The sequence below is a fragment of the Rouxiella silvae genome (assembly GCF_002093625.1).
In the GTDB taxonomy this organism is placed as follows: domain Bacteria; phylum Pseudomonadota; class Gammaproteobacteria; order Enterobacterales; family Enterobacteriaceae; genus Rouxiella; species Rouxiella silvae.
The window spans coordinates 1-14270 of the sequence record NZ_MRWD01000090.1 but is presented as its reverse complement, the minus strand read 5'-3'; the positions used below and the strand labels follow the sequence as shown (position 1 = coordinate 14270).

11 protein-coding genes are annotated in these 14270 nt (G+C 47.9%); 3 read left to right on the top strand and 8 right to left on the bottom strand.

Going from position 1 to position 14270, the window contains the following annotated elements:
- The first annotated feature begins 424 nt into the window (after window positions 1–424).
- From BS639_RS23530 to BS639_RS23520, 3 genes are read left to right on the top strand one after another with little or no spacing between them, the layout of a single operon-like run.
- Window positions 425–814: a GtrA family protein gene (locus BS639_RS23530; RefSeq protein WP_055776986.1), complete on the top strand. Its 390-nt coding sequence runs from the start codon at window positions 425–427 to the stop codon at window positions 812–814.
- Window positions 780–1697 (top strand): glycosyltransferase family 2 protein, encoded by a 918-nt coding sequence (locus BS639_RS23525; protein ID WP_084984504.1) that lies wholly within the window; start codon window positions 780–782, stop codon window positions 1695–1697. The genes BS639_RS23530 and BS639_RS23525 overlap by 35 nt, the downstream gene beginning before the upstream one ends.
- A complete protein-coding gene (locus tag BS639_RS23520; RefSeq protein WP_072156450.1) occupies window positions 1694–3169 on the top strand; it encodes a glucosyltransferase domain-containing protein in 1476 nt (491 codons plus the stop codon). The genes BS639_RS23525 and BS639_RS23520 overlap by 4 nt, the downstream gene beginning before the upstream one ends.
- Window positions 3170–3213: 44 nt before the next feature.
- On the opposite strand, the gene BS639_RS23515 is transcribed toward BS639_RS23520, so the two are convergent.
- The 8 genes from BS639_RS23515 to BS639_RS23480 all read right to left on the bottom strand — a co-directional run.
- Window positions 3214–4368: a VasL domain-containing protein gene (locus tag BS639_RS23515; RefSeq protein ID WP_084984503.1), complete on the bottom strand. Its 1155-nt coding sequence runs from the start codon at window positions 4366–4368 to the stop codon at window positions 3214–3216.
- Window positions 4369–4425: 57 nt separating this feature from the next.
- Complete coding sequence (tssE, locus tag BS639_RS23510) at window positions 4426–4854, bottom strand: type VI secretion system baseplate subunit TssE (RefSeq protein ID WP_084984502.1); 429 nt, start codon at window positions 4852–4854, stop codon at window positions 4426–4428.
- Between the two features lies 1 nt (window position 4855).
- Entirely contained in the window at window positions 4856–5392 is a 537-nt protein-coding gene (tssJ, locus tag BS639_RS23505) for a type VI secretion system lipoprotein TssJ (RefSeq protein ID WP_233427749.1), read from the bottom strand.
- Window positions 5373–6467, bottom strand: a complete 1095-nt coding sequence (gene tssG, locus BS639_RS23500) for a type VI secretion system baseplate subunit TssG (RefSeq protein ID WP_084984500.1) — start codon at window positions 6465–6467, stop codon at window positions 5373–5375. The genes tssJ and tssG overlap by 20 nt, the downstream gene beginning before the upstream one ends.
- Window positions 6431–8206, bottom strand: coding sequence for a type VI secretion system baseplate subunit TssF (gene tssF, locus BS639_RS23495; protein WP_084984499.1), 1776 nt, complete (start codon window positions 8204–8206; stop codon window positions 6431–6433). Before tssF ends, tssG begins: the two co-directional genes overlap by 37 nt.
- A gap of 30 nt (window positions 8207–8236) precedes the next feature.
- Window positions 8237–9844 (bottom strand): type VI secretion system protein TssA, encoded by a 1608-nt coding sequence (tssA, locus tag BS639_RS23490; RefSeq protein ID WP_084984498.1) that lies wholly within the window; start codon window positions 9842–9844, stop codon window positions 8237–8239.
- Window positions 9841–13197, bottom strand: a complete 3357-nt coding sequence (locus BS639_RS23485) for an ImcF-related family protein (RefSeq protein WP_084984497.1) — start codon at window positions 13195–13197, stop codon at window positions 9841–9843. The genes tssA and BS639_RS23485 overlap by 4 nt, the downstream gene beginning before the upstream one ends.
- Window positions 13181–14270, bottom strand: a 1090-nt coding sequence (locus tag BS639_RS23480; protein WP_206601179.1) for a hypothetical protein, incomplete at its 5' end; no start/stop codon positions are given. The genes BS639_RS23480 and BS639_RS23485, both read right to left, overlap by 17 nt.

The window sequence follows — 14270 nt, the reverse complement described above, 5'->3', positions numbered from 1 at the left end:
GACTAAAATACTGGATAATATTATCTCACCAAGTCTTATGTTTTGCCTGTGCCAACCAAATTGAATCGTTTTACCGCACATAATGCATAAAAAATTTAATTAAAAAGGGTATGTCTCTGCTATTTTGGATCCTCGTGATTGAGCTTTCTAAGCGGATTCCTAACATTAACTTGATCGAGAAATATTCTGCTGATCAATTTGGACGGTGTTCTTGACTGAGAGGGCTTTACCGTCATATTCTCAATGCTTACAAAAAAAATACATAATCTATGCATTCATCTGCGGCTGTTTATGCCTGTAACTTACTCCTGTACTTGATAATTTCCGTCATAGGTAGAATGGATTTGGCCGTAGGCGCACCAGCGTGCAGTTGCCTACTAGAAGCCAGTTGCTAAAGGGGTAGTCAATGGTTAGGGGGAGGGCTATGTTTGCGTTATTTATACGTTATGTTGGCGTTGGCGTTTTTAACACGGCAATACACTGGGTTATATTTTCGCTACTTTATTATTTCGGTCAAACGCAGGCATTGAGCAACATCGTTGCATTTATTATTTCTGTTACATTCTCGTTCTTTGCTAATTCAAAGTTCACGTTTGAGCAGAAAGCTACGTCAAAAGGCTACATAATTTTTGTCGCATTTATGGGCATACTCAGCGCACTGTGCGGATGGATATCGGACAAATTACACATTAATCCAATAATAACGCTTGTAGAGTTTTCCTTGGTAAGTTTGATTTTCGGGTTTTTATTTTCAAAATTAGTTGTATTTAGGAAAAAAGATGAAAATATCATTAGTCATCCCCGTATTAAATGAAGAAGAAGCGATACCTATTTTCTACAAGACGGTAAGGGAGCTAGAGGCTTTAAAAAAATATGAGGTTGAATTGGTATTCATCAATGATGGAAGCACTGACTCGACTGAAAATATTCTCACTATGCTAGAGACGGCCGATCCTCTGGTCAGCGTCTTTTCCTTTACCCGCAATTTCGGCAAAGAACCTGCACTTTTCTGCGGCCTTGAAAAAGCGACCGGTGATGCGGTGATCCCTATTGACGTCGATCTGCAAGATCCTATCGAAGTCGTCCCATTACTTATTGAAAAGTGGGAGCAGGGGGCTGATATTGTGCTTGCCAAGAGAATGGACCGCACAAGCGACAGCGTACTTAAAAGAAAAACGGCTGAGTGGTTTTACACCTTACATAATAAAATAAGTAATCCACAAATTGAAGAAAACGTCGGTGATTTTAGGTTGATTTCACGCTCTGTTGTTGAACATATTAAGGTTTTGCCAGAGAAGAATCTATTTATGAAAGGTATTCTTTCATGGGTGGGCGGCAAGACAGCAATAGTTGAATATAAGAGAAAAGCGCGTGTTGTCGGCGGAACAAAATTCAACGGCTGGAAGCTTTGGAATCTCGCTGTCGAAGGTATTACAAGTTTTTCAACGTTCCCCCTTAGAATATGGATGTATATTGGCGTTCTCATTTCAGGTTTTGCTTTTTTATTTGGCATGTGGATTATTTTAACCACGTTGTTTTATGGCAACCCGGTGAGAGGATATCCCTCACTTCTCGTATCTGTATTATTCTTGGGCGGAGTGCAGTTAATTGGAATTGGCATTTTAGGCGAGTATATAGGAAGGATTTATAACGAAGTTAAGAATAGGCCGAAATTTATATTGAGAGATAAGAAATGATCAGGTTAAAAGACAATAGCGCTTATGTTTTTCTAACGTCGTTAGTAGCTTACTTTTTTGTCTATGGTTTTGAGATAAGCCACTTTACCCTTTCGGTCGACGAAGAGTATATGAATAATTCATTACATACTCTTTCTCTGGGGAGATGGGGCCATACTCTTCTGCATATGTACGTTTTACCTGAGCCTTGGCTGCCTTTCTTTTCGATAACGACTGGCATCATTTTCCTGGCGTTATCTAATATATTTATCTGCAAGTATCTTAAGCTTGACTTGGTCCATTCGGTTATCTTCTCGATTTTGCTCGTGGGTATGCCACAGGCGGCGTTCCAGCTCGAATTCGGTAACCAGGCTGACACCTATGGAATCTCAGTGTTTTTGACCACTGCGTCAATTCTGTTTTTTGCTGAAAAGTCACTGAAAAATAGTGTTTTTTTTGTTTTTATCAATGCATTCGCCATCTCCATTTACCAGTCATCGATCGTTACACCAATCACTATTTTCCTGTTAAAAGAGATGTTTGACTACTTCCGCAATGAGCCTGAATATAGAACAAGCTTAGGTAATTCAATTAAGAGTTTAATCAGACTCTTGGCTCTATTAATTGCCTCGTACATTGTTTATAAAATCATCCTTATTCTCGTAATGAAGGCTTTCGGTGTCAGCCAGTCTCCGTATTTGGCCGACTTTATTGGCTGGAATTTGGGTCTTGCTCACGGAATTAAATTTGGTTTTGGCAGTGTCATAAAATACACCTCATTTATCTTTGCGCCTTATGGGATGAAGCATTTCTCATTCGTCTTGCCTGCACTGTTGGCAATACTGATTATTGCGTTCAAAAGAAAAAGACTCGAAATCTTCCTTTGTGGCTTCTTGGCATTAATTTCCGTATTTGCAATAAATATAGGAATTGGCTCTAATCTTCCACCACGAACGTTAATTGAAGCACCGATGGTCTTTGCTGGGTTAATTACCTTTGTAATTTTCGCCACGCAAAAACGTGACGCCGGAATCATCTTCTCTGTCGTGATACTGTTCTTCGCCTGTCTCTTTTCCAGTAAACTTTTCTACAGCGATTATGCAGCGCGTGAAGCGGACTCCTATGTAGCCCAGGAGATTGTCAGTAGAATACATGAAAAAGTCGACGGCTTTGATGAAACGAAAACGCCGGTATTCTTTACAGGAACCTTCGCTCCTCAAAACGTCTGGAAGATAGAAAACTCGGATGCGTTCGGTTTTTCATTCTTTGAAGGCAAAAGATATCGCATCCTTAACTATCTAAAAGTCATTAACCTGGCCAACTTTACGCAACCACCTGATGATAAAGTCAGTGAATTAGTGGCTTATTCCAAGAGCATGAGCACTTGGCCATCAAGCGGCTCAGTTGCACTCACTGACGGTATCGTGATTGTTAAGTTGGGTAGTGACAACACAGAAAACGAAGATTTCAAGATTGATTTAAGAAACCGTTAGCGGTGATTTATTGTCGCCCATGAATGTGGCTATTTCATGGGCGGTTATCTCTCTTCCTTCGCAATCAGCGAATAGCGGTACATCAAGCGCATAAACTGATTATTAATCTGTAGAACGTCCTGCGATGACAAGGCACTTCCTTTCTGTTTGTTCTCTGACAATTGTCGCAGTGACTCCTCAAGCGGTGCTGTTTTTGTTAAGGCCTGCTGTAGTCTGAAAACATCGGACTTAAGCTGAGAGACCGTCATATATTGTCCCCGTCGCTCATCAAGGGCATTTAACTTTTCCGCCAACTGATTTATTAAAATATTGGCGCGATACCATCCGTCGAGCGGCTCCAACGGCGGTATGCCGGTGCCAAGTGGTTCTGTTATTAGCGGAACAGTATTTGCTGACAGCAGGCCGAGTGTGATCACCATTTGCTGCTCAATCGTCGGCCGATTGAGTTCCTGCCACGCCCCAAATAGACCACCGGCCAACATCAGACTGGCTGTCATCCCCAAGAGGAACCCCTTCCACTGCAGGGGAAGCTTAGCCTTCGAAGCAATCATAACCTGCGGTGTAACAGGGTCTTCATGAGTCACATAAATCCAAGGTTGCTCTGAGGGTAATACGCGAGGCGAAGTGACTGAAGCCGAGCAGTCTGGTAGGACAATAGGGACGTCGTTAACCGATGTTGTGTTCTCAAGTCTGATGGCGGCGTTGTGCATAAATTCACCGAGCGACGTCAGTTGGCTCAGGTGTTTTAACTCCAGGCGTTGTAACACTTCGCACAGAGAGGCGACGTGTTTTTCAGCCAGATAAATTTGTGCAAGGTCAGTATAGTTTAATGTCAGACCGCGCAGGCTTTGTTGCAATCGCTGGTTAAAACCAACCAAAATTTCTATGCGCGCGTGAACCTGTGGCGGCCATAAAACTGACCACTGGCGGCTGATAAGTGCATGCAGTATTGAGAACCCCTCATTAAAGCCGGTTAGCCCAATCCGCTGGGTTCTAGCCTGCGTGTACCAGCATGCCGTCTGCAGTTCGACCCCGTTTTGCTGAAATAAGCTCAGGCAAAGACGCTCAACCTTTTTCCAATGGACGTCTGGGCGCGCAGGATGCGTTAGTTTAGCAAGTTCTTCGTGTAAAAAAACGTAGTCAGCCAGCGACCGTGGGTCACCGCCAGTGCTCAGTTGACGATCGTTTGACCATGACATAGTTAATTCCAAATTATTAGAAAGATGCTTTCAGGCGAGGCCAACAGTGAATGAGGGTTAATCGAGGTAATTTTGCTGTTTAAGATGGCGGATCATTATCCTGCCTTCCGGCATAAATGCGGTGCCAAACCGCACCAGTCCGCACTCAACCAACTCGGCATCGATGGCATATTCCAGATGACCCTGTGTGATTTGCGGCAATAGCACCACTGAAAGCTTTCTCAGACGAGGTTCATATTTCAGTAATGTTGCGCAAAGCGTGTTCAATAATAGATGAGCTGTGGCGGGCATACCCTGTAAAATTTTACTCATATCCGGCAGACCATAGTCCGGTAAATGGCTGAGTGTACCTGCGCGGCAGTTCAGGATGCGCTGCATATTGTCGAGCACGGAAAGGATGGGCTGATTTTCTTCTGTGACGTGCTGCAGGCTTAGGCCACCGGCAAAATTACCCTTCAGAATTTCGTACAATGAGGGTTGCGACACCTTATTTCTCCTTAAGAGGAAGCAGGATGAGCGTCTGGTTTTTCAGTTCGATTTGTCGCGCCTTATCTGGTTCCAGTTCACTGCGTTCAAGCACGATTCGCCAGTTATTTCTTTCCATATCGGGGGATAAAAACATACCTGCAACGACGATATAGCGGGTTTCTGGCTCCAGCGGCATGTCTAACGATTGGCTTTCATCGGGTCTAAGCTGGAGATCTTTTTCCGCCAACAGGTCGGTTCTTATCACTTGACCCTCGTGAGCAAAAAGCTGTTGGTAATCGGCGGCATCTAACAATTTACGATCTTTTAGCTGATACACGCGAACCACTGCGGTGTGCGATACGCCGCCAGCATCATTATTAGCGGCGGCGCGCGTGATGAAATCGAGATGCAGCGTTTTCACATGTTTGTAGAAAATGGCTTTCGTCATGGAAACAGTGCCGTCAGAAACGCTCTGCATTAGCCCGCAGCCTGACAGTAACGTACTGATAATCAGGCTTGAAATCATCGGGAGGGGCTTAATATTGATATTCGCCATTTTCGGCCTCATGGTTTTCAGGGTGAGTGGTTACGCATTGGTACCGGCCCAAACTAATGGTGCAGAAATCGTTTTTATTTTTTTCCTTATGCGAGGTTGTACTTTTCATTATGGCCGTCCAGCCCAGAAGGCCCGCACTGACAGTGGGAGTGCAGCAAAGCCTGGCGTCTGGAAGCAGAGATCGCGAGATTTTTAACTGCAGGCGCGCATGTAGCCGCGCGCCAAGATAAACGTGCAGTAGGGCAAGCAGGTCGCTGTGGAGCTGTTCGCCGGGAAACCATGCTCGGGCTTCATCGGGATTAGACGTGGTTAATGTCAGTAATATTTGGCTATTAACGTCCTTAGCTGTTTTCCCCATCAGCGGATGAACCGCGAGGCTCGAGGGTGCTCGGCAGGAAAGCGTTGTCGGATTATCGACCCTCACCGTCAACCGATCGTGGGCGGTCACTGTTGGTAGGGTATGAGGTGCCAGCAGTTTGACCAGCGACATAATTCCTTCCGCAGTGCGGGTGGGTAATCGGAGAACACCCAGCAGGGCTAGAAATCGTGAAACCGGTGTACCGATGTGCGCCGCACTGCCGGGAATACCCAACCCAACCAGCCCCAATAGATATTGCGAAGTCTCATCGCTGCCGCCTGATTCAAAGCTGGCGGGATAGGAGTATTTACGCCAGATGCGGTAAAACTGCGTTGTCAGTCGGTGATTGAAAATATCTAAAAAGTCGGTAACGGCATCACATCCTTCACGTCGTTGCGCGATATCGTCGATATAGCTGGTCGGCAGCGGCGACTCCACGCCGTATAGCCCGATAAAGGTGGTTCTGATGGAAGGCGGAATATTGAGGTTATCGGCATTGATTTCGATACTTTTTAGTTCGCTGGCCGGAAATCCCATGCCTGGATGGGGGCGAAAACGCACCGGTTCATGCTGTAAAGTCTGGGTTGAGCCTAGACAGGGAGCGTCCGGTTGACTGTGTTCCAGCAGTTGGCAGAAGCGGTAAAAATTGGTGTAGGAAATATGAGGTGCCAGTTTTCGAATTAGCCGGGTATGCGCTGATTGTGATTCTCTTTCCATCGCAGGTGTTTTCCACTGGGCTGAATTGTCAGGGTAAGCTGGTTATAAAGATGAATATCAGCGTAGAGAGCGAAGAAGCGATTGAGCATTTCGCCAAATAGATTGATATCGCCCTCGCCGTTAAAACCTTTAACGTCGAGCGTGACTTCAATATCAATGCCGCGCAGCAGAAAGCCATTCTCAAATCGCTGAGTCTGGACGTGTTTAACGTCCATGATTGCATCCAGTTTGCGGTGCGACATTTCGTCATCAAGCCAGCTGTAAAGCGCGAGCGTACCGCGCAGCACTTCGGTACTGGCCATCATATTCAGGAAACTGGATCCCAAATGGCTCAGTACTCGCCAGTGAAAACGATCTTCAGCAGGCGGATAAGCGGGCAGTGTGGGCCTGCACAGGTTTTGTACTTTTAAAGGAATTGGCAGCGATTGTTCACAGTCGTTTAGCAACGTGCTTTGCAGCGCCTTGCGTGGCAATTGCCCGTTAGTGCCGGTTATTTGTAGCGACAAGGTTTCACGTTCAAGCAGGCGGTCTATTTCCCACTCTCGTCCGCCAAGAATGAGCCAAGTATTGTGCAACCCAGATACGCTTCGCCTGACGCGTGTGTGGTAATAGCGTTCGGGGGCGCTGTGGCGCAGCATGCCCCCGCGATGACGAAAGCTGGTGAACGGGACATAGACTGCATCGTGAGTACGTTGGGATCCACTGACGCTGTCAACCGAGTAAATCTCGGTGTAACCGTCCTGCAAACGGCGCGGTTTTAACAAATATTCAGCCTCCAGACCGGTGATCGCCAGAGGATCGGCTTCGACTGCAAACAGGTTGATGACAGGAACACAGTGCAGCCGAAGATTCAGGGCCGACACGGGCAGTTGATGATCCCACTGTTGGTTAAGCACTATGTTGATTTCAAATCCGGATATTTTTTCAGGAAATGCGACCTCTTCCAGACCGTTTAAATACACAAACATGAATTTTTCCGGAAAGGTGAAGTATTCCAACAGCAATTGGTAGCCGCTGAATGCGGTATCACCTTTCGGCCAGAGGCGGTCTTCATCGGCGAAACCACCCGGTGAAAAATAGCCTGACAGCGGCTGCCGTTCGCCGCTGGTGCTTTGGTGGGTAATGAATCTGAGCGACATCGAGGCGCATTTTTTTGTCAGCGCCAAGTGCAGTGCGCAACTCACTGGCGACTCACCGCTAAGATAAAAACGCAGTTTGGCAAGGTTCACGGTTGACCAATCACTCAGTTCACTGCATTGAAAAACCAAACGAATTGCCGACCGTCCATCGAGTTCGGTAAGGATCTTGGCTTGAGTAAGAGCAAGGGGTTGCAGTTGCAAGTCTTGAGTGGTGCGATAGCGACAGCGCGTATTTTTAGGACCGATGGGTTGCGAAGTCACTTCGAACCCTGTCGCAACATTTTCATTCATTTTCATGCTGGCAAACGCGGGGGAAATTTCAACCACCGAAAGAGAAGGTATTGTGCGCAAATAGTGTGGCCACAGCAGGCTGACCAACCCTTCGGTCAATTCAGGTAAGTCATCGTCGAGCTTTTCTCGCAGGCGCCCCATTGAAAAGGCAAAACCTTCGAGCAGGCGCTCCACGTAGGGGTCGGGTGTGCCGGATTGGTTAAGGTTTAGCGCGGCCGCGCGATCGGGGTGTGCGATGGCAAACTCATGGGCCGCATCGCGCAGATAGCGCATCTCAGCATCAAAATAGCGCAGAGTTAAATCTTTCATAAAACTCCATTTAGCTTATAGCTTGGCATATTATTCGCAAAGAACGGCGGCACGCACGGGGTCCAATGACACAAGCTGCGCCGTTAGGCCATGCATCAGCTCAGCCAGCGAAGCTTTATCGCTACTGCTCCTTTGTGCCTGGAGGCGCAACAACCGCAGCCGGCGGGCACATATTTCAAATAGCAGCTCGGGTTCCCAGTGGCTTAGCGTGAGGGATTTTGCGTTGTTGTTGAGTTCGCAAAGCAGATGCAGTGCCATCTGATTCTTGCCAAACTGTTCGCAGACGCGCGCCATTAGCAGATGCAATAGCCAATTTTGCCTCGGCGTTGTATTGCCGGGTTGCGACTGCAGCCAGCGCAACGCAGCCTCAGGCCCTTCAGCATCGGCAAGCCTCACGGCTTCTGGTTCCAGAGAAAGAATCGAGAGATCGCTGCCTCCGGATGACGGCAGGGTTTCACTATGCCATTCGACCGGTGTTTCGCGAACGTGCTGGTTTATCCAGCCTAAAGTGACTTCATCGGCAAAGGGCGCACCGTTGTCATAGGCCATTTTCTCAAGCCCGCAGAGGCGTTCCAGTAAAATACGCAAGTCCTGCCGGATAATGTTTGCCCAGCCCTCGAAAGGATGACCAGATTTGCTTAATGCCTGATAGAGATACCACTGCACATCAAGCCAAAAATGATTGACCCCTTCGGTAAATATGCGCTCGGCCTGCTCAAGAAGTTCGCGCCAGTTTTGCTGAAGATAAAGACGTTTAAGCTGAGTGCGATATTCTTCGCGCGGAGCAACCAAGCGCGTACGGCCGTTGGCATCGTTCGGCGGCACCTGATGAACGGTGTCCCAGCGCAGGCATTTCATCAATCGATTTGCCGCCAGCCAACCTTGCGGTTGTTCACGAAGATAGCCAGAAAGCGTTCGTGCTCTCTCGAGTAGCTCACGTCCAGAATGAACCGGTGTTAACTCGGGTGAATACTCGGACGGTAATTGTGTGACTCTTGGGGTGTCCTGAGTCGCAATGTTTTGCGGCACCAGCGCATCAAGTCCACCTGACTGAAGCAGCCGTGCATTAAGCGCCGAATACAGTGAACCGAGTTCTGGACGGCAGTCGTCAGTCCAGTCATTCAACGTATTTTCAATCAGCGCAAGGGCCGCCAATATTGTCTCAAACTCGGACTTTTCAACCTCTGGATGCAGAGACAGACTGTTCAAAACACGGGATCCCGCCAGCCATTCCAGCGCACTTTTGCGGCTATTGGCCCGTATCGGTAGCAGCTGTTGTGGATAGTGCAGCAGCAGTGCAGAAAGCAAGGTTAGACCCTCGGCGAGGCCTTTTTCACCGTCGCGATGCAGACGCGCCCACAGATAATAGGTCGCCACCCGCAGATCTTTACAGCGCGTGGTGAACAGCTTTTCGGCCAATTCACAGATAAGGCCGATATCGGCGCCCGAGAGCTTATTAACTTCTTCGCGTATGCGCTGAAAGTCATCGTCATAACCTGGATCTTCTCCAGCCGGAAAACTGCCCGAAAAGGGGATCAACCAGTTCTTCCACAGTGAAACGTGCTGCCGTGCGGTGGGTAAAATTTGCGCCTGTTTATCTGAAAAGCACAATAGAAGCAGAGAGTTAAGCGCGCTCATCTTGGGCCTCTTTGGATAGGATGTTCAGTTAGAAAAATCGATTCTGGCATCACAAAGCCCCGGAGACCTCTTAGCGCGAGAGGTCCTTCGCCGAGTTCGGTTCTCAGGGTATAGGTCAGCGGCAGGCCGTCGGGTGCCCTCCATACCAGGTTATAAAGGGTAGTGCCGCCCATATAGTCCTTTACCTCGGCCTTATCAAGCAGGCGGATCAGCCCCCACGGGCCGGTTATGTCGGCAAAAATACGGGTTCCACTGTGGGTGCTCATCCAGCTTAATGTAGCACCGGGGGACTGCGTATCATTTGGCCAACGAAAGCGCTTCCAAACAGGTTTCTGATTGAAGTAAGAGAGTGGCTGGCTGTCGATGGTCAGGTCGGTTTGCATCAGGTCTTTGGCCGTTCCAGGACGTAGTTCGAAATTGAGTCCGGCATCGCCGTCGGTAAACACCTGATCTGCAAGATGGCTAAGCATGTTGACGGCCTTGAGAAATGCTGGATTGAGTGTCAATCCTTGCGCATTGACGCTGTCCTGTACCCATTTACTGCCTTCTTTATGTAGAACGCCGCTTAAATGGGTCTCAAGAAAACGCTGAATACGTCCGCTGTCTGCACGTAAATACTGCGACATTAGCGGTAGCGAAGCGCCGGCAGCGGCATCTTTAAACGGATATCGTCCACCAAAGGCGTTATTCCATTCATCGACGATGGCATTTTTCCATTGGGCATTGAGGCTACTGGCTGTGGGGGTCAGCAACTGCTGCCACGACTGGTCTATCGGCAGCACAAAGAGGGCTTCTCCAAAACTCCGCCATTCCTGACCCAAACTCGCTGCCACCAGGCTGCCATAGTCACGGGTGTCGGTAAGATCGACCGCCTTGCCCTGAAAGACAGTTTGGGCCAATGCCTGCGCCATAGCCCGAGGGTCCGCTGCGTTGGTCACTTGCTGGAGCTTAAGTCTCACGCGAGTCACTCGAGTAAGGAATGTCTGTAAACTCAAGGTATTGCTAGCGTCGCCGCCCGTTTTGCTATCCAGCAGTGTCAGCAGTGGCGCAAAAGTGCTATCTAGCGGGCTGTGTATTGCCACTGTTTGACTGATAGCCGGCTGCGACTCTCTGTTAAACAGATTTTTGGCCGAACTGACCAGTGAGTCGGACAGCGCGGAGGCGGTTTGACCGGTTCGTCCCTGGTAGGCGAGGGTGTTCATCAAAGCGATTAACGGTGATTGACGAACGTCGGCCATCAGTTGCAGTTGGTCGATTGAGTCCGACAGGCTACGCGCTTTATTCCACTTAATACTGTTGAGAAAATCTAACCAACTGCTGGCAAAGTCATTGAAATAACGCTCAGTCAGACGCGCCTTGAGCGCCTCGGGTGAAAGTGCTGACGTTGCAGAATTCTGGCTGTCGGTCAGCACCCAATCAATTTCTTCCCGCCGTTCCTTCACCACGCGGTTAATGGCTTCTGATACCTGCTCCTGCCAGGCTTTTCGGGTGAACATTCCCGGCACAACTTCAGGCGTAGAAAACAATAAACTTGCATCGGTGTCGCCCGTCATTTGCTTAAGGGTCATATCACTGTAGGTTTTGGCAACCTGTTGCAGCATGTTTTGATAAAGTGCGTTTTCAGCATTGCGAAGGCCGTATTGGCGCAGCAAAATTTGGCGCACGTCGCTAACTAGCCCATCGTCTATCGCAATTTTCCACTGTGGATGCGCCGTCAGATTCTTGGCGTAAAAGCTCAGTAAAGCAGGGGACATTGCCTGCCAAACGCCGCTATCAACGCCCTCTCGTTTTACCCACGCTTGATGCAGCGTTTGGCTTAAAAAGACGGCATCAACGTTTTCTGGACGCGCCATCATCAAATAGGCTTTGAGTTGCGCATAGGCGAGCGGTGTTCGACGATTACGTTCAGTGCTGTTGGGCGATAAGGCGACCAAAGAGACGAGGGATTGCTCCAGTTTCGCCGCCGCCTCATCGCGCATTAACGGCGTATTGCTGCGTGAGTAGTACGGCCATAATCCTTGTAAAAGACGCGTATTTTGGTTCAGGCCAAATTGGGTGAACCAGGGAGCGCCAAATTTGGCCTGATATTGCAATTTACTCAGCGTGCGCTGCAAAGATTGCTGAGCCTGCATGCGATCAACAACTGTGCTCTGAGGACTCATCGCCAGTTGTCCCTGTTCAACACTGCTTAGAATCAGAGATCGGTTGGTGAAGAATGAAATGAGCATTCCTGCACCCCAAAGCGATAAACCGACCATCAGGCAATAACGTGCAGTTTTTATCCATGCGAAACCGGCACGTTGGGGTAAAAGAGCTTTAGGCAACTGAAAAACGGAGCTAAGCAGTTCATCCCAACTTTTGTCCACCTGCCAAACGTGGGCTAAATTATTCACCATCAAGGTGGATGGCAGGCTAAACATTACTCCGGCCAATGGAATTGTCCGAGAGCGAGTCAACAAGGTAGAAAGTGAGTGTATAAAGTTTTCGATACCGCCGTGGCTAAGTGCGCCTGCAAGCGACAGTAAATAATCGTGGCGCGTGTCTTCCAACACCTGCTGTGCGCCCCTCAGCCGCAACTTGGGCAACAAAGAGTGTAGGCACTCTCTAAGCATTTCGGCTTTACAATCAGGAGGAAGTAGACACCCCACTGGCTGAGAAATACGTGTAGATTGGTTCCATGGCGTAGTTTGCGTTGACCAGATGTACAACGGTACGCGCCAGCGCAGCGCGCTAGAACATCGGGCCAGCATTTGCATAAGGTTGTCGACATACACTGGCGGTGATAACTCATTTAAAGACATCGCGTTCACCCACACTACGGCATCCAGTGGGCGGCCACGCAGTTTACGCAGTGTGTTAATAACGCGAGGATCGGGATCGTTCTTCGTTTCCCCGCCCCAAATAAGGAGCGTTTGCTGACCCTCAAGCCATTGCTGTGAGCAAAGCTGAGGGATCAGAATGTCAATGTGTTCACGCTGGCCAATAACGAGCAGGATTTTGACTCTTTGCCGCCAAAAAAAACCATAATTTGATTTCAGGCAATAGCGTAGTTCACTGAGCAGCGTACACAACGGTGCCGATGATATTATGCGCCCCTCTGGTGGCGGATAAATGCCTTTTTCTCGAGCTGATAGCGAAGCTATTTTTTGACGAATAGAGTTCCCGATGAGTGGCCACAGCTTTGTCAGTATGGCAATTGAGAGCAGTATCACAGCGGCAAAAATTTTTTTATCTATGCTGTCGAGCCCGACACGTTCGCCATAATTCCAAATAAGCCAGCCAATACCGCAAACTGTCAAAATAAGCAAAGTTACGCCTCCGCTCTTATGCCACGGATTACTGAATGTTTTCATTTATGCACCCGGGAGAAATCGTACTGACGAACCAGTCAGCATCAGATTGAGAAAATACGAGGTAATGAACGTTCTGAATACGTACGAAATCCAGAACAAAACCTGCCGTTAGCCATGCCGAGAAAGGGCCGGGGATCCCGATGTACTGTTCAAGTATCTGAACGTTTTCTAACCTTACTGCACCTGCCATATCGCTGATAACGGGTAATATTGTTGGAATAAGTGCCGACAGTGCTTTGCTGCCACCGGCCAAGCCGCTTGCTTGAAGAGCAATATCTTGTGTTTCTAAAAAAAGACTCAGTTCGATATCAAGCTGCGTCGGATCTATCGGCATCGGCCTTAAAAGACGACCTTCAATCGGGACGGCAAGTTTTTTTACCGCATCATCAGCGGCGAGAAGAAATATGCCGAGTCCATCAGAATATTTCTGTTTACCTTCAAGCTGCAGGATCAGGATGAGATAGACAGACTCGGTTGTTTGCTTTAGGTATTTATCAATGAGGTTGTAGGAGAGTGAAGATACTGCGTCAATCTTTACCGGCTCCTGGAATTTTGGAAAAACTTTGGCCCACTGTTTTAAAAAAACAGATGTTAATATTACATGCTGCCGAGCGTCTACATCAGTAAGTAAAGTCACGGTTAATCTTTGCCTATCAGGCAATGCGGATATCTGCTGAGAAAGACTTTTAAGCAATACTAAAATAGCCTGATGTATCGGAGGGAGAGTTTTATCTAAATAATCAATCCGGCGAGTTAGATTATATTGCATCTCTAGTTTAGGTGGTTTTTTTTCCACAAAGTTGGCTGTAATCATATCAGGTAATAAAACACAACTGCCGAGCACTGCCATATAACGCTCTGACCATACCTGCCACTCTTGATGAGATTTTTCTGCTTGTTGCTCTTGAAAATGACAATGTTCTACTTTTCTGCCATAAAGGAAGCTATAAACGATGAAGGTCACAGTCCAGAGCAGTATTGGAAGTAGAGAGAATATCCAAATATTTATTGAAGTTACTAAGCTCAGTGAGTCTGATGAATGCAATATAAATAGTATAATACCTATAATGACG

Bases quoted from the DNA above. Each gene is read 5' to 3' on its own strand.
- BS639_RS23530 (WP_055776986.1), top strand. From the start codon at position 425: ATGTTTGCGTTATTTATACGTTATGTTGGCGTTGGCGTTTTTAACACG.
- BS639_RS23525 (WP_084984504.1), top strand. From the start codon at position 780: ATGAAAATATCATTAGTCATCCCCGTATTAAATGAAGAAGAAGCGATA.
- BS639_RS23520 (WP_072156450.1), top strand. From the start codon at position 1,694: ATGATCAGGTTAAAAGACAATAGCGCTTATGTTTTTCTAACGTCGTTA.
- BS639_RS23515 (WP_084984503.1), bottom strand. From the start codon at position 4,368: ATGTCATGGTCAAACGATCGTCAACTGAGCACTGGCGGTGACCCACGG.
- tssJ (WP_233427749.1), bottom strand. From the start codon at position 5,392: ATGGCGAATATCAATATTAAGCCCCTCCCGATGATTTCAAGCCTGATT.
- tssG (WP_084984500.1), bottom strand. From the start codon at position 6,467: ATGGAAAGAGAATCACAATCAGCGCATACCCGGCTAATTCGAAAACTG.
- tssF (WP_084984499.1), bottom strand. From the start codon at position 8,206: ATGAAAGATTTAACTCTGCGCTATTTTGATGCTGAGATGCGCTATCTG.
- tssA (WP_084984498.1), bottom strand. From the start codon at position 9,844: ATGAGCGCGCTTAACTCTCTGCTTCTATTGTGCTTTTCAGATAAACAG.
- BS639_RS23485 (WP_084984497.1), bottom strand. From the start codon at position 13,197: ATGAAAACATTCAGTAATCCGTGGCATAAGAGCGGAGGCGTAACTTTG.